Annotated in this window: 22 protein-coding genes and 1 tRNA gene; 21 read left to right on the top strand and 2 right to left on the bottom strand. The window is 71.2% G+C overall.

Annotation, left to right across the window (positions count from 1 at the left end):
* The 11 genes from H2038_RS06065 to H2038_RS06015 all read left to right on the top strand — a co-directional run.
* Positions 1-85, top strand: an 85-nt coding sequence (locus tag H2038_RS06065; RefSeq protein ID WP_235929197.1) for a hypothetical protein, incomplete at its 5' end; no start/stop codon positions are given.
* Between the two features lie 238 nt (positions 86-323).
* The gene (locus H2038_RS06060) at positions 324-1,640 is read left to right on the top strand and encodes a mechanosensitive ion channel (RefSeq protein WP_292110393.1); all 1,317 of its coding nucleotides are present in this window, start codon (positions 324-326) and stop codon (positions 1,638-1,640) included.
* A 136-nt stretch (positions 1,641-1,776) separates the two neighbouring features.
* On the top strand, positions 1,777-1,905 hold the full coding sequence (locus tag H2038_RS06055) for a hypothetical protein (RefSeq protein ID WP_292110391.1): 129 nt from the start codon (positions 1,777-1,779) through the stop codon (positions 1,903-1,905).
* A gap of 91 nt (positions 1,906-1,996) precedes the next feature.
* Positions 1,997-3,337 (top strand): hemolysin family protein, encoded by a 1,341-nt coding sequence (locus tag H2038_RS06050; RefSeq protein WP_292110388.1) that lies wholly within the window; start codon positions 1,997-1,999, stop codon positions 3,335-3,337.
* Between the two features lie 117 nt (positions 3,338-3,454).
* Positions 3,455-3,530, top strand: a tRNA-Trp gene (locus H2038_RS06045).
* 72 nt (positions 3,531-3,602) lie between these two features.
* Entirely contained in the window at positions 3,603-3,893 is a 291-nt protein-coding gene (secE, locus tag H2038_RS06040) for a preprotein translocase subunit SecE (protein WP_292110386.1), read from the top strand.
* 15 nt (positions 3,894-3,908) lie between these two features.
* The gene (nusG, locus tag H2038_RS06035) at positions 3,909-4,484 is read left to right on the top strand and encodes a transcription termination/antitermination protein NusG (RefSeq protein ID WP_292110385.1); all 576 of its coding nucleotides are present in this window, start codon (positions 3,909-3,911) and stop codon (positions 4,482-4,484) included.
* A gap of 199 nt (positions 4,485-4,683) precedes the next feature.
* Entirely contained in the window at positions 4,684-5,115 is a 432-nt protein-coding gene (rplK, locus tag H2038_RS06030) for a 50S ribosomal protein L11 (RefSeq protein WP_292110382.1), read from the top strand.
* A gap of 4 nt (positions 5,116-5,119) precedes the next feature.
* Positions 5,120-5,809, top strand: coding sequence for a 50S ribosomal protein L1 (gene rplA / locus H2038_RS06025; protein WP_292110380.1), 690 nt, complete (start codon positions 5,120-5,122; stop codon positions 5,807-5,809).
* Between the two features lie 113 nt (positions 5,810-5,922).
* Positions 5,923-6,447: a DUF2059 domain-containing protein gene (locus H2038_RS06020; RefSeq protein ID WP_292110377.1), complete on the top strand. Its 525-nt coding sequence runs from the start codon at positions 5,923-5,925 to the stop codon at positions 6,445-6,447.
* Positions 6,448-6,606: 159 nt separating this feature from the next.
* Positions 6,607-7,041, top strand: coding sequence for an NUDIX hydrolase (locus H2038_RS06015; protein WP_292110374.1), 435 nt, complete (start codon positions 6,607-6,609; stop codon positions 7,039-7,041).
* Between the two features lie 4 nt (positions 7,042-7,045).
* On the opposite strand, the gene H2038_RS06010 is transcribed toward H2038_RS06015, so the two are convergent.
* Entirely contained in the window at positions 7,046-7,516 is a 471-nt protein-coding gene (locus H2038_RS06010) for a DUF1203 domain-containing protein (protein ID WP_292110372.1), read from the bottom strand.
* Positions 7,517-7,617: 101 nt separating this feature from the next.
* On the opposite strand from H2038_RS06010, the gene H2038_RS06005 reads away from it, so the two are divergent.
* From H2038_RS06005 to H2038_RS05965, 9 genes are all read left to right on the top strand, one after another.
* Complete coding sequence (locus H2038_RS06005) at positions 7,618-9,420, top strand: M3 family oligoendopeptidase (protein WP_292110370.1); 1,803 nt, start codon at positions 7,618-7,620, stop codon at positions 9,418-9,420.
* Positions 9,421-9,455: 35 nt separating this feature from the next.
* On the top strand, positions 9,456-10,811 hold the full coding sequence (locus H2038_RS06000) for a serine hydrolase (protein ID WP_292110367.1): 1,356 nt from the start codon (positions 9,456-9,458) through the stop codon (positions 10,809-10,811).
* A gap of 65 nt (positions 10,812-10,876) precedes the next feature.
* Positions 10,877-11,131 (top strand): aa3-type cytochrome c oxidase subunit IV, encoded by a 255-nt coding sequence (locus H2038_RS05995; protein WP_292110364.1) that lies wholly within the window; start codon positions 10,877-10,879, stop codon positions 11,129-11,131.
* Positions 11,132-11,218: 87 nt separating this feature from the next.
* Positions 11,219-12,352, top strand: a complete 1,134-nt coding sequence (locus H2038_RS05990) for a Re/Si-specific NAD(P)(+) transhydrogenase subunit alpha (RefSeq protein ID WP_292110361.1) — start codon at positions 11,219-11,221, stop codon at positions 12,350-12,352.
* Positions 12,349-12,636 carry a hypothetical protein gene (locus H2038_RS05985; protein ID WP_292110358.1) on the top strand — a complete coding sequence of 96 codons (288 nt, stop codon included), beginning with the start codon at positions 12,349-12,351 and terminating at the stop codon, positions 12,634-12,636. Before H2038_RS05990 ends, H2038_RS05985 begins: the two co-directional genes overlap by 4 nt.
* On the top strand, positions 12,637-12,957 hold the full coding sequence (locus tag H2038_RS05980; RefSeq protein ID WP_292110356.1) for an NAD(P) transhydrogenase subunit alpha: 321 nt from the start codon (positions 12,637-12,639) through the stop codon (positions 12,955-12,957).
* Positions 12,954-13,238, top strand: coding sequence for a hypothetical protein (locus H2038_RS05975; RefSeq protein ID WP_292110354.1), 285 nt, complete (start codon positions 12,954-12,956; stop codon positions 13,236-13,238). The genes H2038_RS05980 and H2038_RS05975 overlap by 4 nt, the downstream gene beginning before the upstream one ends.
* Before the next feature lie 25 nt (positions 13,239-13,263).
* Positions 13,264-14,679 carry an NAD(P)(+) transhydrogenase (Re/Si-specific) subunit beta gene (locus H2038_RS05970; protein WP_292110352.1) on the top strand — a complete coding sequence of 472 codons (1,416 nt, stop codon included), beginning with the start codon at positions 13,264-13,266 and terminating at the stop codon, positions 14,677-14,679.
* A gap of 2 nt (positions 14,680-14,681) precedes the next feature.
* Positions 14,682-15,104, top strand: coding sequence for a DUF1801 domain-containing protein (locus H2038_RS05965; RefSeq protein WP_292110350.1), 423 nt, complete (start codon positions 14,682-14,684; stop codon positions 15,102-15,104).
* Here H2038_RS05965 and H2038_RS05960 read toward each other — a convergent pair whose 3' ends face one another.
* The gene (locus tag H2038_RS05960) at positions 15,105-15,329 is read right to left on the bottom strand and encodes a hypothetical protein (RefSeq protein WP_292110348.1); all 225 of its coding nucleotides are present in this window, start codon (positions 15,327-15,329) and stop codon (positions 15,105-15,107) included.
* Between the two features lie 89 nt (positions 15,330-15,418).
* On the opposite strand from H2038_RS05960, the gene H2038_RS05955 reads away from it, so the two are divergent.
* Complete coding sequence (locus H2038_RS05955; RefSeq protein WP_292110345.1) at positions 15,419-16,408, top strand: WYL domain-containing protein; 990 nt, start codon at positions 15,419-15,421, stop codon at positions 16,406-16,408.
* The last annotated feature ends 3 nt before the right edge of the window (positions 16,409-16,411 follow it).

Here is a 16,411-nt window from a genome sequence, read left to right as displayed (position 1 = left end):
CGCGATGGAAGAGAAGCTCCGCTTCGCCATCCGCGAAGGCGGCCGCACCGTCGGCGCCGGCGTGGTGTCGAAGATCATCGCCTGATCGCGACGATCTGAAGACCCGGGGCCTCAAGCCGCGAGCCTCCGCGAGGCGAGCATCGGCCCCATCACAGGACAGGCCCCGCCGGAGCGATCCGGCGGGGCTTTTCTTTGCGGCCGCCGGGGCGCCGAAGCGCGAGCCGATCCGCCTCGACCGCCGCGCCGGCCGGAACCCGGCGCCCCTGCGGCGGTTCTGTGTCCAGGAACGTCGCGGACCCCCCGCGGCGCGAAGGGCAGGGCTTATGTACGACACGGGTTACGAGTTCATCGGCTGGGAGCGGCTGATCGAGGAATGGCTGCCGCGGCTGCTCGGCGCGGCGCTGATCCTGATCGCCGCCTGGTTCATCGGCAAGGCGGTCAAGTGGACCCTGGCCAAGGGCATCGACCGCATCCCGGGCGCCGCCAAGGCGAACCTGAGCGAGAACCCGCGCCACAGCATCGGCCACAGCCTCGGCGACGTCGCCTTCTGGCTGATCCTGCTGTTCGGCGTCATCGCCGCCCTCGGCGTGCTGAACCTCGGCCAGGTCGCGGCGCCGCTGAACACCCTGCTCGGCCAGGTCGCGGCCTTCCTGCCCAACCTGCTGGGCGCGGCCCTGATCTTCTTCATCGGCTTCGTGGTCGCCACCCTCGCGAAGCGGGTCACCGAGGCCGCCCTGCAGGCGGCCAACGCCGACCGCTGGCTGGACAAGGCGGGCCTGTCGCGGGCGACCGGCTCGACCGGCGTCAGCGCCGCGCTGGGCACCCTGGTGTTCGTGCTGGTGCTGATCCCGATCACCATCGCCGCGCTGGAGCAGCTGGGCATCGAGTCGCTGACGGTGCCGGCGGTGGCGGTGCTGTCGACCGTGTTCGACGCCATCCCGCGGGTGCTGGCCGCGGCCATCGTGCTGGCGCTGGGCTGGTTCATCGGCCGCTGGGTGGCGCAGATCGTCGAACGGGTGCTCCCGGCCACCGGCTTCGACCGCAGCGTGTCGAGCTTCATGAGCCTGGCCGGCCGCGACCGCGCCGCCGAGCCGGCCCCGTCGGCCGCCCCCTACGCCGGCGACGTGACCCCGGCGACCGCCGCGGCCATGGGCGGCGTCGACGCCCCGAAGCCGATGACGCCGTCTCGCGTGGTCGGCAAGCTGGTCATGGTCGCCATCGTGGCCTTCACCGCCATCGAGGCGGCCCGCCTGCTGCAGTTCGCCACCTTCGCGGCCATGGTCGAGGAAATCCTCGGCCTGGCCGGGCGGGTCATCGTCGGCGGGGTGATCATCACCGCCGGCGTGCTGATCGCCGACCTGCTGGCGCGGCTGATCAACCGCGGCACGGCCGGGGCGGACGGCTTCGCCTCGACCCTGGTGCGCTGGGCGACCATCGCCCTGGCCACGGCCATGGGCCTGCGCTTCATGGGCATCGCCGACGACATCGTGCTGCTGGCCTTCGGCCTGATCCTCGGCGCGGCGGCGGTGGCGGCGGCCCTGGCCTTCGGTCTCGGCGGCCGCGGCGCGGCCGGGCAGGTGGCCCAGACCTGGGCCGACCGGCTGACGCGGCGCGGCGGCGGAACCGGCCCCCTCGCCTGAGCCGGACCGCTTCGCCTGAGCAAGGGCGCCGCCGCGGCGGCGCCCTTCGCAATTCCCCGACCGGGCGACGCCGCTTGCGCGGAACCGCGGCCCCGGGCCTACGTTCGGTTTCCGGCGTTAGGAAATCGGTAACCACATGCGGCGCGCGCTCCACATCGGCCTGTTCATCGGCACCCTGATCGGCATGTCGGCCTGCGCCTCGCAGCCGGCGGAGCCCGGCGCCCGCGGCCCCTACGGCGCCATCGAGGGCGGCCGGACGCACTGAGTGCACGAAATCGTGGCGGAGGGGCGCGAAGGCCCCTATCATTGGGGGGCGGACGCCGACTGTCGCGCCGCGTCGGTCCCGCTCCCCCTGGATGTTACTCATCGCCATCGCCGTCGTCCTGCTCCTCGTGGTGCTGAACGGCCTGTTCGCCATGACCGAGCTTGCGGTCGTGTCCTCCCGCAAGTCCCGCCTGCAGAGTCGCGCTGAACGCGGCGACCGCGGAGCCCGCTCGGCCCTGAAGCTGGCGGAGGAGCCGACCCACTTCCTCTCGGCGGTGCAGGTCGGCATCACCCTGATCGGCATCCTCGCCGGCGCCTACGGCCAGGCCACCATCGCCGGCGAGCTGGACCGCATCCTCGAGACCTCGGTCCCGGCCCTGGCGCCGTGGTCGCAGATCATCGCCACGGCGATCGTGGTCGTCCTGATCACCTATGTCTCGCTGATCGTCGGCGAGCTGGTGCCCAAGCGGCTGGCCCTGATCTTCCCCGAGGCGATCGCCTCCAAGATGGCGGCGCCGATCTCGACCCTCGCCATCGTGCTGAAGCCGTTCGTGGTGCTGCTGACCGCCTCGACCTCGGGCATCCTCAAGCTCATGGGGGTCAAGGACCGGGACGGCACCGACGTGACCCAGGAGGAGGTCGAGACCATCCTCGCCGAGGGCACCTCCGCCGGGCTGATCGAGCCGGAGGAGCAGGAGATGATCGAGGAGATCCTGACCCTCGGCGACCGCCCGATCCGGGTGGCGATGACGCCGCGCCACGAGGTGTTCTGGATCGCCCTGGACGACAGCGAGGAACAGCTGCGCGAGGAGATCCGCACCTGTCCCTATTCGCGCATCGTGGTGGCGCGGGAGAACGACGTCGATAATCCGCTGGGCGTGGTCCACAAGAAGGACCTGCTGGACAGCCTGCTGGACAACGGCGAGTTCAACGTCGAGCGGCTGGTGCAGACGCCGGCCTTCATCCCCCAGTCGACCTCGGTGCTGAAGGCGCTGGAGATCCTCAAGTCGTCCAAGGTCCACATGGCCTTCCTGGTCGACGAGTTCGGCGCCTTCGAGGGGGTGGTCACCGCCACCGACCTGCTGGAGATGATCGCCGGCGACTTCGACGAGGGGCACGACGAGGGCGAGGCCATGGTCCGCCAGCGCGAGGACGGCAGCTGGCTGGTCGACGGCCAGACCGACCTCGAGGAGCTGTGCGACCTGCTGGGCGAGGACTTCGGCGAGCAGGAGGGCTTCCACACCGTCGCCGGCCTGGTGCTGCACCAGCTGTCGCGGGTCCCGGACGAGGGCGAGGTGCTGCAGCTGGGCCGCTTCGAGGTGGAGGTCATCGACATGGACGACCGCCGCATCGACAAGCTGCTGTTCCGGCAGGTGGTGAAGAAGTCCGACGAGACCGCCGCCGTCCAGGCCCACAACCACGAGCAGGGCTGAGGGCGGGCGGCTTGCGGCCGCTTGCGCTTGATATGCCGGGGCGGCGCTGGTAATCACCCCGGCTCTGGCGACACCGGACGCGCGGCGGGTCATCCGCAGCGCCCCGGGGCCTCGTCCAGGAGTTTAGCTCAGCTGGTAGAGCACCGGTCTCCAAAACCGGGGGTCGTGGGTTCGAGTCCCCCAACTCCTGCCATTTTCCCCCTGTCGCCGCCGGATGGGAGTTCCCATCTGGCGGTGTCAGGATTCATTGCGCGAAGAGACACCGATGGCGAAGGCCAAGTCCCCGACGGGGCGCCGCACCCAGACCGCCCAGCCGGCCATCGCCGGCGCCGCCGCGGCGGCCGACGCGGCTCCGGCGAAGAAGCGGACCTCGATCCCGCAGTTCGCCAGCCAGGTCCGCGCCGAGGGCCGCAAGATCGTGTGGCCGAGCCGCAAGGAGACCTGGATCACCTCGGTGATGGTCTTCATCATGGTGGCCATCGCCGCCGTCTTCTTCTTCGTGGTCGACACCGGACTGGCCTTCCTGTCGCGCATCGTCCTCGCGATCGGCCAGTAACAGAGACTGACACCCATGACCGACGCCGTCGCGCCCAAGCCCGCCAATCCCCGGCACAAGTGGTACATCGTCCACGCCTATTCGAACTTCGAGAAGAAGGTCGCCGAGCAGCTGCGCGAGCAGGCCCGGCAGCAGGGGCTGGAGGACGCCTTCTCCGAGATCCTCGTGCCGACCGAGGACGTCGTCGAGATCCGCCGCGGCCGCAAGGTGAACTCCGAGCGCAAATTCTTCCCCGGCTACGTGCTGGTGAAGATGGAGATGACCGACGACGCCTATCACCTGGTCAAGAACACGCCGAAGGTGACCGGCTTCCTCGGCGCCGCCGGCGGCACCAAGCCGCTGCCGGTCTCGGAGCGTGAGGTCCAGAACATCATCGGCGCCGTGGAAGAGGGCGTCGAGCGTCCGAAGCCCACCATCCGCTTCGACATCGGCGAGACCGTCAAGGTCATCGACGGTCCGTTCGCCAGCTTCGACGGCCAGGTCGAGAGCGTCGACGAGGACAACGCCCGCCTGCGCGTGGCGGTGTCGATCTTCGGCCGTCCGACCCCGGTCGACCTCGAGTACGGCCAGGTCGAGAAGACGGCGGCCTGACCCCGGGCGCCATCGACGGTATTCGCAGCGGCGGCTCCCCCGGGGCCGCCGTTTGCTTTTCCGGCCGCCATCCGCTACACGCGCGCCTTCGCCCGACCGGCCCTGCGCCCGTCGGGCGGCAAATCCGTGGGAGGCCGCCATGCCGCACCACGGCTCACCGGCCCCGGGTCCGCCCGGGGCTATTCCTTAGGAGAGACCAATGGCCAAGAAGATTCTCGGCTACATCAAGCTGCAGGTGCCCGCCGGCTCCGCGACTCCGTCGCCGCCGATCGGCCCGGCGCTGGGCCAGCGCGGCGTCAACATCATGGGCTTCTGCAAGGAGTTCAACGCCCGCACCGAAAAGGAAGCCAAGGGCACCCCGCTTCCGACCGTGATCACCGTCTACCAGGACAAGTCGTTCACCTTCGTCACCAAGACGCCGCCGGCGACCTTCTACCTGAAGCAGGCCGCCGGCCTGAAGTCGGGCGCGAACAAGACCGGTCGCGAGACCGTCGGCAAGATCACCCGCGCCCAGCTGCGCGAGATCGCCGAGAAGAAGATGAAGGATCTCAACGCCAACGATCTCGACGCTGCGACGAAGATCATCGAAGGCTCGGCCCGCGCGATGGGCCTGAACGTGGTGGAGGGCTAAGCTCATGGCCAAGCAACCCAAGCGCATCCAGGCCTGGACCGGCGACCGCGAGGCGCTGCTGCCGTTCGCCGACGCCATCAAGGCGGTCAAGGAAAACGCCAAGGCCAAGTTCGACGAGTCGATCGAGATCGCCGTCAACCTGGGCGTCGACCCGCGTCACGCCGACCAGCAGGTCCGCGGCGTGGTCAACCTGCCGTCGGGCACGGGCCGCGACGTGCGCGTCGCCGTCTTCGCCAAGGACGCCAAGGCCGAGGAGGCCCGCGCGGCCGGGGCCGAGCATGTCGGCGCCGAGGACCTGTACGAGAAGATCAACGGCGGCTTCATGGAGTTCGACCGGGTGATCGCCTCGCCGGACATGATGGCCCTCGTCGGCCGTCTGGGTAAGGTGCTGGGCCCGCGCGGCCTGATGCCGAACCCGAAGGTCGGCACCGTGACCCCGAACGTCGCCCAGGCCGTCAAGGACGCCAAGGGCGGCGCCGTCGAGTTCCGCGTCGAGAAGGCGGGTATCGTCCACGCCGGCATCGGCAAGGCCTCGTTCGACCAGGCCGCCCTGGAAGCCAACGTCAAGGCGATGGTGGACGCTCTCGTCCGCGCCAAGCCGTCGGGCGCCAAGGGCACCTATGTGAAGCGCATCAGCCTGTCCTCGACGATGGGCCCGGGCTTCAAGGTGGACCCGGCCTCGCTGGGCGCCTGATCCTTCGGGATCGAAACGACACGGCGGCGGCGGAGAGCGATCTCCGCCGCCGCTTTTCGTTTGCGGCCACGCTCCCGGCGCGGAAGGATGGCTCCACGCAGGGGAGGCCGAGCATGCGGACGCCGTTGATCATGGGCGCGATCTGGCTGGCGCTGGCGGCGCCGGCGGCCGCGCAGGCTCCGGCGCAGGTCGTGGTGGTCGATCCGCAGCCGTCGCGACAGCAGCACCTTGAGCTGGCCGGACGCTATCTCGAGCTCACCCAGGGCGGCGAGGTGTTCAAGCAGCTGCGGGCGCAGCTGGACGAGACCTACGGGCAGATGGACCTTCCGGAGGAACAGCGCGTCTGGATGGCCAGCCAGCTGGCCGACGCGGTGCAGGAAGCGGTCGAGGTCGCCCTTGTCGAGCTGAGGGACGACGTCGCCGACGCCTTCACCGTGGCGGAGCTGGAGGGGGCGATCGCCTTCTATGGCTCGCCGACGGGACGGGCTGTCGTGCGCAAGCAGTCGGAGCTCAACTTCGAGATGCAGCAGGTGATGGCCCCGCTGCTGCTCGAACGGCTGGGCGGGCTGATGGAGAAATTCTGCCAGCGCTTCGACTGCGAGGGCCTCGCGGAGGCGGCGGCGAAGAGCGGACGCTGACCGCTCCGGCGAACCGTCCGGGAACTGACGGGTTGACGCAATCGCGGGCGTGCGTGAGGACGCCTGTCGCAGACCCGTCCCGGAGGCGAATCGTCGATGCAGATGCGGCCGGAAGCGGCGAGCCCGGAGCCGGAAGCGCGGATCGGAGTGCGCTGACGGATGGCGGCCGATCCCACCCGCTCCGAACGCAGCGACCGCCGACAGGTGGCGGCCCTGCCGTGGCGGCGAAGCCCCGGCGGCGTCGAGATCCTGCTGGTCACCTCGCGCGAGACGCGGCGCTGGGTCACGCCCAAGGGCGGGCGGATGTCCGGGCGCTCCGACGCGGAGGCGGCGGCGCAGGAGGCGCTGGAGGAGGCGGGCGTGGAGGGCCGCGTCGTCGATCAGCCGTTCGGAACCTTCCGCTATCTGAAGGCCCTGAAGCGCCGCGCGCCGAAATGGTGCGTGGTGGCGGTCTTTCCGCTGGAGGTGCTGACCGTGCACGCGGACTGGAAGGAGCGGGGCGAGCGGACGCGCGAGTGGATGTCGCCGGAGGAGGCGGAGCGGCGCGTCGACGAACCGGAGCTCAAGGCGCTGATCGCCGCCTTCGCCGCCTGATGCTTCAGGCGGGGACGGCCGCCGCCAGGAAGCAGCCCCGGCGGGCGGTGTGCAGATGGACGACGGCGACCTCGGGCCGCTCCAGCCATGCCTCCAGCCGCTCCGCCAGCTCCCCGCCGTCGACCACGTCCGCGTCGACCATCATCCAGTCCGCGTCATAGGCCCGCGCCGACAGCAGTCGCCGGCGCAGCATGTCGGGGACCTCGCCCGGCGCCGGGGCCGCCTCGGCCGCGGCTTCGCGCACGAAGACCGGGCCTTCCGAACGGTAGGGGCTGGCGGGCGCGTCGAGGTGCCGGTGGTTGAGAAGGATCAGCCGCTCCCCGGGAGCCGCGTCGGCGAGGCTGACGCGGCAGGGGGCGCTGTGCGGCGCCTCGGCCGTCATGCGCCGGGCGCCGATCGCCGCGAGGCCGGCGTCGTCGAGCGCGAACAGCGGCCGGAACGGGGCGAGGGGCAGGGGTTGGATGCGAAAGCTCATGGGGCGGCGTCTCCTTTCCCGGCAGAATGATCCGGCGCCGCCGGGGCGTCTGGCGGCTTTCGGCCGTTGCGCCGGGGCTCCGGGCTCCCCACAAGGAGGGCATGAACGCGCCCTTCCAGACCCCCGCCGAACCGCTTGAGGCCCCGCTGTGGGACCTCGCCGACCTGTACGCCTCGCGCGAGGACCCGCGCATCGAGGCCGACCTGGCGCGCGCCCGCGCGCTCGTCGCCGAACTCAACGGCCTGCAGGGCCAGCTGGCCGGGGCCCGGGCCGAGGCCGCCCTGCTGGGCGAGCGGCTGGACCGGGCGGTGACGCTGTACGAGCAGGCCTCGGACGTGCTCGGCGCGCTCGGCGCCTACGCCTTCCTCGCCGCCTCGACCAACCGCAACGATGCGGCGGCGCAGGGCTTCGAGGCGACAATCCGGGAAAAGGGGACGGCCATCGCCGCCTCGACCATCTGGGTCACGCTGGAGATCAACCAGCTCGAGGAGGCGGAAATCGACGCCGCCCTCGCGGCCGCGCCGGCCGCCGCGCGCTGGCGGCCGTGGCTGCGGCGGGTGCGGGCCATGAAGCCGCACGAGCTGTCCCACGAGCTGGAGACCTTCCTCGCCGAGCGCGCGCCGATCAGCGCCCAGTGGCCGCGGCTGTTCGACGAGACGCTGGCGGCGCTCCGGGTGAAGGCCGGCAAGGACGAGCTGACCCTGTCGGAGGCGCTGAACCGCCTGTCCGATCCGAAGGCGGCGCAGCGCAAGGCGGCGGCCGTGGGGCTGAACGAGGCGCTGGCGGCGCGGGCCGGGACGATGGCGCTGGTGCTGAACACGGTGGCGGCGGACAAGGCGCTGGAGGACCGCTGGCGCGGCTTCAAACGGCCGGCCGACAGCCGCCACCTGGCCAACGAGGTCGACGGCGAGTCGGTCGACGCCATGGCCGAGGCCGTGGCCGAGGCCTGGCCGCGCCTGTCGCACCGCTACTATGCGCTCAAGGCCAGGGCGCTGGGCAAGGCGAAGCTGGACCAGTGGGACCGCAACGCGCCGCTGGAGACCACCGCGCCGCGCGGCTTCAACTGGCGTCAGGGCCGGGAGCTGGTGCTGGAGAGCTTCGCCGACCTCGGCGACGAGTTCGCCGAGCGGGCCCGCGGTTTCTTCGACCGGCCGTGGATCGACGGCAAGGCGCGGCCGGGCAAGCAGTCGGGGGCCTACGCCCACCCGGTGACGGCGGACCGTCACCCCTATGTGTTCCTGAACTGGATGGGCGAGCGGCGCGACGTGCTGACCCTGGCGCACGAGCTGGGGCACGGGGTGCACCAGACGCTGGCGGCGGGGCAGGGCAGCCTGCTGGCCGACACGCCGCTGACCCTGGCGGAGACGGCGTCGATCTTCGCCGAGGGCCTGACCTTCGACCGGCTGCTGAAGACGGCGCCGGAAGCGGAGAAGCGCGGCCTGCTGGCCGGGCGGATCGAGGACGGGCTGAACACGGTGGTGCGCCAGATCGCCTTCCACCGTTTCGAGACGCGCTTCCATGACGAGCGGGCGGCCGGCGAGCTGCCGGTGGAGCGGATCAACGCCATCTGGCTGGAGGAGATGGGCGGCTCCCTCGGGCCGGCCGTGACGCTCAACGACGGCTATGAGCACTGGTGGGCCTATGTCAGCCACTTCGTGCACGCGCCCTTCTACGTCTACGCCTACGCCTTCGGCGACCTGCTGGTGGCGGCGCTGATGGAGACGCGGGCGAAGGACCCGGCGGGGTTCGCGCCGCTGTACCGCGAGCTGCTGGCCGGCGGCGGGTCGAAGGGCTATGTCGAGGCGCTGGCGCCGTTCGGGCTGGATCCGCGCGACCCGGCCTTCTGGACCATCGGCACGAAGCGGCTGGAGCGGCTGGTCGATCAGTTCGAGGCCACCTTCTGATTGACGAAGCCGGCCCGGGCGGCGAGCGTCGTCCGATGCGCACCCTGATCCTCGCGGCCGCCCTGGCCGCCGTTCCGCTGGCCGCCGCCGCCCAGTCGCCGCTTCCCGCCGTCGTGGCCGAGGCGCCCGCCCCGGTGCGGAGCATGGCCGCCGGCTACAAGGCCCTGATGGTCTGCGGCGCCCTGAAGAGCGCCGAGGCCGCGGGCGGCGCGCGGACGCTGGAGAGCGTCGAGGCCAACGAGCTGGTCGGCGTCTATCCGGAGCTGGACCCGCTGGTGCGGGCGATGCCGGTGGAGATCGCGGGGGCCCGCTTCTCCGTGGCCTGGGATGCGGCCATGCCGCCGCGCGTGGCGGTCTATCGCCCGGGACAGGGCTGCAGCGTGATGCCCGTCGGCTGGGACGGTCCGACCGGGGACGGCCGGGTTCCGGTCCCGGCGCCGGAGGCCGGCGACCTGCCGGCCGGGCCGGCGGAGGGCGACCTCGCCGCCCTCACGGCCGCGGTCGACCGCGCCTTCGACGGGGGCTACGGGGCGGGGGCCAACACCACGGCGGTGGCGGTGCTGCAGGGCGACCGACTGGTGGCGGAGCGCTACGCTCCGGGCTTCGGACCGGACACGCCGCAGCGGACCTGGTCCGTGGCCAAGTCGCTGGCGGGCACGATCGTCGGGGCGGCGGTGCAGCGCGGGGAGGCGGACGTGAACGCCCCGGTCGCCCTTCCGGACTGGAGGCGGGACGGCGATCCGCGGCAGGCCATCACCCTCGACAACCTGCTGCGCATGGCCTCGGGCCTGACCAGCGACACGGCGGGCAACCGTACCGACGCCCTCTATTTCGGCGGCGTCGGGGTGGACGAACAGGCGCCGACCTGGCCGCTGATCGCGCCTCCGGGGACGCGCTACCGCTACGCCAACAACGACACCCTGCTGGCGGTGCTGGGCGTCGCGGGGACCTTCGCCGACCACCCTCCGGCCGCTCTGTTCCGGCGGCTGGGCATGCACGACACCTGGGCCGAGACCGACTGGCGCGGGAACCACGTGCTGTCCAGCCAGGTGTGGAGCACGGCGCGGGACCTGGTCCGCTTCGGGCGGCTGTACCTCGAGGACGGCATGGTCGACGGGGAGCGACTGCTGCCGGAGGACTGGCTTGCCTACGTCTCGCGGGCCTCCGGCCCGCAGCCGGGAGGGGCGCAGGGCTATGGCGCGACCTTCTGGCTGATGAACCGCAGCGACGGCGTTCCCACCGACACCATCTCGGCCAACGGCAATCGCGGCCAGTATGTGATCATCGTGCCGAGCCGGGACATTGTCATCGTGCGGCGGGGCGAGGACGCGGCGGGCAAGCCCTTTGACCCGATCCCCTTCACGCGCGACGTGCTGGCGGCGCTGGACTGAGGCTTGAGCCGACGGCGCGCGCCGGTATAAGAGCGCCAACCGTCTTCGAGATTCCGGACACCGACATGGCCGACCCGCACACCGCCCACGACGCCCACGACGCCTATGTGCACGGCAGCCAGGAGATCTCCGAGCAGGAGGCGACCTTCCGGATGTTCATGGGCATGGCCAAGTGGGGCTCGCTGCTGACCGCCGCCATCGTCGCCATGCTGACCGTCTGGTTCATGCCGTCGGGCAGCTTGATCGCCGCGGCGATCGTGTTCGTGGTGATCATGGTGGGCGGCTGGTTCTTCCTGAAGGCGCCGAAGACCGCCCACTGATCCGGGCCCGCCGCGCGGCGGCCGGCTTTACGCACCCTTCCGCTTGCGCCTAACGTTCCCTCGTCTGGATCGGACGGAGGGATTCGCTTGGCTGTCGCCATCGCCGTGACCCGCGAACGCCGCGACGGGGAGACCCGCTGCGCCCTGACGCCCGAAACCGTGAAGAAGCTGACGGCCCTGGGCGCGACGGTGACGGTCGAGGCCGGGACCGGGCTGGGCTCGTCCATCCCCGACGCCGACTACGCCGCCGCCGGCGCGACGGTGGCCCCCGACACCAAGGCGGCCCTGGCCGGGGCCGATCTCCTGCTGAAGGTGCGTGGTCCGACGGCGCAGGAGACCAGCGCGCTGAAGCCCGGCGCGGTGGTCGCAGCCCTGCTCGACGCGTATCGCGAGAAGGAGACCGTGGCGGCGCTGGCCGGGGCGGGGGTGACCGCCTTCGCCATGGAGTTCGTGCCGCGCATCACCCGCGCCCAGGCGATGGACGCCCTGTCCTCCCAGGCCAATCTGGCCGGCTACCGCGCCGTGATCGAGGCGGCGTACGCCTACGGCAAGGGCTTTCCGATGATGATGACGGCGGCCGGCACCGTCGCCGCCGCCAAGGTGTTCGTGATGGGCGCCGGCGTGGCGGGCTTGCAGGCCATCGCCACGGCGCGGCGGCTGGGGGCGGTGGTCACCGCCACCGACGTCCGGCCGGCCTCGAAGGAGCAGGTCGAGAGCCTGGGCGCCAAATTCATCGCGGTCGAGGACGAGGAGTTCCGGGCGGCGGAGACGGCGGGCGGCTACGCCAAGCCGATGTCGCCCGAGTACCAGGCGAAGCAGGCCGAGCTGACCGCAAGCCACATCGTCAAGCAGGACGTGGTCGTCACCACCGCCCTGATTCCGGGCCGTCCCGCGCCGCGGCTGGTGACAGCGGCGCACGTCGCCTCGATGAAGCCCGGCTCGGTGATCGTCGACCTGGCGATCGACAACGGCGGCAACGTCGAGGGGGCGAAGGCGGGCGAGGTCGTGACGACGCCGAACGGCGTGAAGATCGTCGGCTGGACCAACATGGCCGGACGCATCGCGGCCGACGCCTCGGCGCTCTATGCGCGCAACCTCGTCGCCTTCACCGGGCTGCTGGTGAAGGACGGGACGCTGACGGTGGATCTGGAGGACGAGATCCTCAAGGCGGCGGCGGTGACCCACGGCGGGGCCGTGGTGCACGAGGGGGTGAGGGGATGAGCCGGATCCCGCGCCGGATTCTCAAGCTCATATCGCTGCTCGCCTTGGTCGGCGGCCCGATTCTCCTAGTGCTCGCGGTGGCTCAGGCGGGGCTCGGTTGGGCGACAGATTCTGGCGGCATGGGACTGTTCCATGTGGCGATCGTCGGCATTGTTGGACTGACCTACTGCCTTGTGGTCGGTTCGGCGGCCTATGTCTTGGTGAGCATCGACGAACGACTTGAAAGGCTTGAGCGCGGGGCTTCCGCCGGTTCGACAGTCAGGGGCGCAGAGGAGGACATTTGAATGGAACACGTCGACCCCACCGTCTTCCGCCTGGCCATCTTCGTGCTGGCCATCTTCGTCGGCTACTATGTGGTCTGGAGCGTCACGCCGGCCCTGCACACGCCGCTGATGGCGGTGACCAACGCCATTTCGTCGGTGATCGTGGTCGGCGGGCTGATCGCCGCGGCGGCGCTGACCGGCGGCGACGGGTGGGTCGCCAGGGGCGCGGGCGTGGCGGCGGTGACCCTGGCCAGCGTCAACATCTTCGGCGGTTTCATGGTCACCCGGCGGATGCTGGCCATGTACCGCAAGAAGGAGCGGCCGAAAGCCGACGCCGCATGACGCTCGACGTCGTCCAGTTCGTCATCGCCGCCTCCTGGGTCGCCACCGCGATCGGCGTCGCCCTGTGGCTCTGGAGCTGGTTCGGGGAGAGGGACGCCATCCGCAAGCTGCGCTTCCTCGACTGCGGCGTGGTGCTGATGTTCGCCTCCATCCTGCTGCGCATCGTGGCGCAGGAGCGGTCGATGAGCGTCTGGGACTGGGCGATGGTCTTCCTCGGGCCGCTGTTCATCGCCGCGGCCCTGTGGCGGCTGGCGCGTACCGCATGCCCGCCGGGCAAGTGATCGAGGACGAGGGGGAGCCGACCGAATGAACGCATCCATCGCGGCCCTGGCCTATCTGGTCGCCGGCGTCCTGTTCATCCTCAGCCTGCGCGGGCTGTCGAGCCCCGAGACCAGCCGGCGGGGCAACACCTTCGGCATGGTCGGCATGGCGTTGGCCGTCGGGGTGACCCTGCTGACGCTGTGGTCGTCGGGTGCGCTGGACCTGCTGACGGCCGGGCTGATCCTCGGCGGGGTGGTGGTCGGCGGCGGGGCGGGGGCGCTGATCGCCGGCCGGGTGCAGATGACCCAGATGCCGCAGCTGGTGGCCGCCTTCCATTCCCTGGTCGGCATGGCCGCCTGCCTGGTGGCGGTGGGGGCGGTCTATGCGCCCGAGAGCTTCGGCATCGCCACGGCGACCGGCGGCATCAAGACCCTGTCGATCATCGAGCTGAGCCTCGGCGTGGCCATCGGGGCGATCACCTTCACCGGCTCGGTGATCGCCTTCGCCAAGCTGAACGGCAACATGAGCGGGGCGCCGATCCTGCTGCCGGCGCGGCACCTGATCAACATCGCCCTGGCCCTGGCGCTGGTGCTGCTGATCGGCATCCTGATCGGCACCGGCGGAACCGCGACCTGGGCCTTCTGGGGCGTGTTCGGCCTGGCCCTGATCCTCGGCGCGACCCTGATCATCCCCATCGGCGGAGCCGACATGCCGGTGGTGGTGTCGATGCTCAACTCCTACTCCGGCTGGGCCGCCGCGGCCCTGGGCTTCACCCTGGAGAACATCGCCCTGATCATCACCGGGGCCCTGGTCGGCAGCTCGGGGGCGATCCTGAGCTACATCATGTGCAAGGGCATGAATCGCAGCTTCATCTCGGTGATCCTCGGCGGTTTCGGCGGCGAGACCTCCGGGGCCGCGGCCGGGGCGGTCGAGACGCGGCCGGTCAAGCAAGGGTCGGCCGACGACGCCGCCTTCATCCTCAAGAACGCGTCGAAGGTGATCATCGTCCCCGGCTACGGCATGGCCGTGGCCCAGGCCCAGCACGCCCTGCGCGAGATGGCCGACAAGCTGAAGGCCGAGGGGGTCGAGGTGAAGTACGCCATCCACCCCGTCGCCGGCCGCATGCCGGGGCACATGAACGTGCTGCTGGCCGAGGCCAACGTGCCCTACGACGAGGTGTTCGAATTGGAGGACATCAACGCCGAGTTCGCCAGCTGCGACGTCGCCTTCGTCATCGGCGCCAACGACGTCACCAACCCGGCCGCCAAGACCGACCCGCAGAGCCCGATCTACGGCATGCCGGTGCTGGACGTGGAGAAGGCGGGGACGGTGCTGTTCGTGAAGCGCTCGATGGGCAGCGGCTACGCCGGGGTCGAGAACGAGCTGTTCTTCCGCGACAACACCATGATGCTGTTCGCCGACGCCAAGAAGATGGTCGAGGGGATCGTGAAGGGGCTGTAGCCGTGGCCGCCGAACAGAAGACCAGACCCACCGCCGCCTCCGCCGCCGACTTCATCGCCGCGGTGGAGGATCCGAAGCGGCGGGCCGACGCGGAGGCCGCCTGCGCCCTGCTGGCCGAGGCCACCGGCGAGCCGGCGACCATGTGGGGACCGTCGATCGTCGGTTTCGGGGCGTACCACTACCGCTACGCCAGCGGCCACGAGGGCGACGCGCCGCTGGTCGGCTTCTCGCCGCGGAAGGGCAATCTGGTGTTCTACCTGTCCGGCTGCGAGGAACGACGGGACGACTTCCTCGCGCGACTGGGCCGGCACAAGGCCGGCAAGGGCTGCGTCTACGTCAACCGGCTGGCCGACGTGGACGCCGCGGTGCTGAAGGAGATGGCGGCGGCCTCGGCGGCCTCGCTGAAGGCCCGCTATCCCGGCTGATCAGGCCGCCATGCGGAAGTCTTCGGCCGGATCGAAGGCCGGGCGGGCCTCGTCCCACAGGGCGTCCTCGTCGGCGTAGCGGGCCGACTGGCGGGCGTCGATGACGTCGATCACCTGCTCCTCCAGTCGGTCCCAGATCACCGCCAGGCCGGCCTCGGCCTCGCAGGGGACGATCAGGTAGCGGTGGGCGGCGATCTCGGCGGCGGGGGCGAAGGCGCGGGCCATGGGAGTGCTCCGGGAAGGGGTGTCTCTGTCGATGGTTCGACTATGCGACCGCGTTGCGTCAGAATCGGACGTATGCTTCCCTGAGGCCCATGAGACTCGAAAAGGCGGCGATGGTGATCGAGCTGGCGCGGCGGATGGCCGCCAGCGCCGAAGGGCTGACCCTGGACGAGATGGGCCGCGACATGGGGGTCGGGCGCCGCACCGTCGAACGCATGCGCGACGCGGTGCTGGACCTGTTCCCGCAGGCCGAGGAGGTCTCGGACCCGCCGTACAAGCGGTGGCGCATCCGCGGCGGCCTGTCGGCCTTCGAACAGGCGCCCACCGCCGCCGAGCTGCTGGAGCTGAGCAAGGCGGCGCAGGGGTTGCGCGCCGCCGGGGAGCCGGGCCGCGCGGCGGCGCTGGAGGGGCTGGAGAGAAAGCTCAAGTCGGCGATGCGCTCGACCACGCTGAACCGGCTGGCCCCCGACCTGGAGGCGCTGGTGCGGGCCGAAACCATCGCCGTGCAGGCCGGGCCGCGCCCCTCGGCCGACGAGGCGGTCCTGACCCAGATCCGCCAGGCCATCCTCGCCGGCCAGCCGCTGGGCTTCATCTACAGCCGCCCCGGCGCCGAGGCGCGGCGGCGCAGCGTGGCGCCCTGCGGGCTGATGTTCGGCCGCGCCAACTACCTGGTCGCCGCCGACCGGGAGACAGGGGGCATCCGCACCTTCCGGCTGGACCGGATGAGCGGCGTCCGGGCCGAACCCGGCGTGGCGTCGCCGCCCGCCGACTTCGACCTGCAGGCCTTCGCCAGCCAGTCGTTCGGCATCTACCAGGACGAGATCGAGGACGTGGTGCTGCGGGTGTCGCCGGAGGGAGCGGAGGAGGCGCGGGCGTGGCGCTGGCACCCGACGCAGAGCGTGGAGGATCAGCCGGACGGCTCGGTGCTGGTGCGCTTCCGCGCCTCGGGCATGCGCGAGCTGGCCTGGCACCTGTTCACCTGGAGCGGGCAGGTGACCATCCTGCAGCCGGAGCGGCTCAGGACCGTCATGGCCGCCGAGCTGGCGGCCGCCGGCCGCGCCCTCGGAGAGGCCCGAGCCTGACCA

Source organism: Brevundimonas sp. (assembly GCF_013912005.1).
Classification (GTDB): domain Bacteria; phylum Pseudomonadota; class Alphaproteobacteria; order Caulobacterales; family Caulobacteraceae; genus Brevundimonas.
The sequence above is the reverse complement of the archived record's forward strand: the minus strand, read 5'-3'. Positions and strand labels throughout refer to the sequence as shown.

Excerpts from the sequence above, each read along its gene's own strand:
- H2038_RS06060 (WP_292110393.1), top strand. The coding sequence starts at position 324 with ATGTACGACACGGGTTACGAGTTCATCGGCTGGGAGCGGCTGATCGAG.
- H2038_RS06055 (WP_292110391.1), top strand. The coding sequence starts at position 1,777 with ATGCGGCGCGCGCTCCACATCGGCCTGTTCATCGGCACCCTGATCGGC.
- H2038_RS06050 (WP_292110388.1), top strand. The coding sequence starts at position 1,997 with ATGTTACTCATCGCCATCGCCGTCGTCCTGCTCCTCGTGGTGCTGAAC.
- secE (WP_292110386.1), top strand. The coding sequence starts at position 3,603 with ATGGCGAAGGCCAAGTCCCCGACGGGGCGCCGCACCCAGACCGCCCAG.
- nusG (WP_292110385.1), top strand. The coding sequence starts at position 3,909 with ATGACCGACGCCGTCGCGCCCAAGCCCGCCAATCCCCGGCACAAGTGG.
- rplK (WP_292110382.1), top strand. The coding sequence starts at position 4,684 with ATGGCCAAGAAGATTCTCGGCTACATCAAGCTGCAGGTGCCCGCCGGC.
- rplA (WP_292110380.1), top strand. The coding sequence starts at position 5,120 with ATGGCCAAGCAACCCAAGCGCATCCAGGCCTGGACCGGCGACCGCGAG.
- H2038_RS06020 (WP_292110377.1), top strand. The coding sequence starts at position 5,923 with ATGCGGACGCCGTTGATCATGGGCGCGATCTGGCTGGCGCTGGCGGCG.
- H2038_RS06015 (WP_292110374.1), top strand. The coding sequence starts at position 6,607 with ATGGCGGCCGATCCCACCCGCTCCGAACGCAGCGACCGCCGACAGGTG.
- H2038_RS06010 (WP_292110372.1), bottom strand. The coding sequence starts at position 7,516 with ATGAGCTTTCGCATCCAACCCCTGCCCCTCGCCCCGTTCCGGCCGCTG.
- H2038_RS06005 (WP_292110370.1), top strand. The coding sequence starts at position 7,618 with ATGAACGCGCCCTTCCAGACCCCCGCCGAACCGCTTGAGGCCCCGCTG.
- H2038_RS06000 (WP_292110367.1), top strand. The coding sequence starts at position 9,456 with ATGCGCACCCTGATCCTCGCGGCCGCCCTGGCCGCCGTTCCGCTGGCC.
- H2038_RS05995 (WP_292110364.1), top strand. The coding sequence starts at position 10,877 with ATGGCCGACCCGCACACCGCCCACGACGCCCACGACGCCTATGTGCAC.
- H2038_RS05985 (WP_292110358.1), top strand. The coding sequence starts at position 12,349 with ATGAGCCGGATCCCGCGCCGGATTCTCAAGCTCATATCGCTGCTCGCC.
- H2038_RS05980 (WP_292110356.1), top strand. The coding sequence starts at position 12,637 with ATGGAACACGTCGACCCCACCGTCTTCCGCCTGGCCATCTTCGTGCTG.
- H2038_RS05975 (WP_292110354.1), top strand. The coding sequence starts at position 12,954 with ATGACGCTCGACGTCGTCCAGTTCGTCATCGCCGCCTCCTGGGTCGCC.
- H2038_RS05970 (WP_292110352.1), top strand. The coding sequence starts at position 13,264 with ATGAACGCATCCATCGCGGCCCTGGCCTATCTGGTCGCCGGCGTCCTG.
- H2038_RS05960 (WP_292110348.1), bottom strand. The coding sequence starts at position 15,329 with ATGGCCCGCGCCTTCGCCCCCGCCGCCGAGATCGCCGCCCACCGCTAC.
- H2038_RS05955 (WP_292110345.1), top strand. The coding sequence starts at position 15,419 with ATGAGACTCGAAAAGGCGGCGATGGTGATCGAGCTGGCGCGGCGGATG.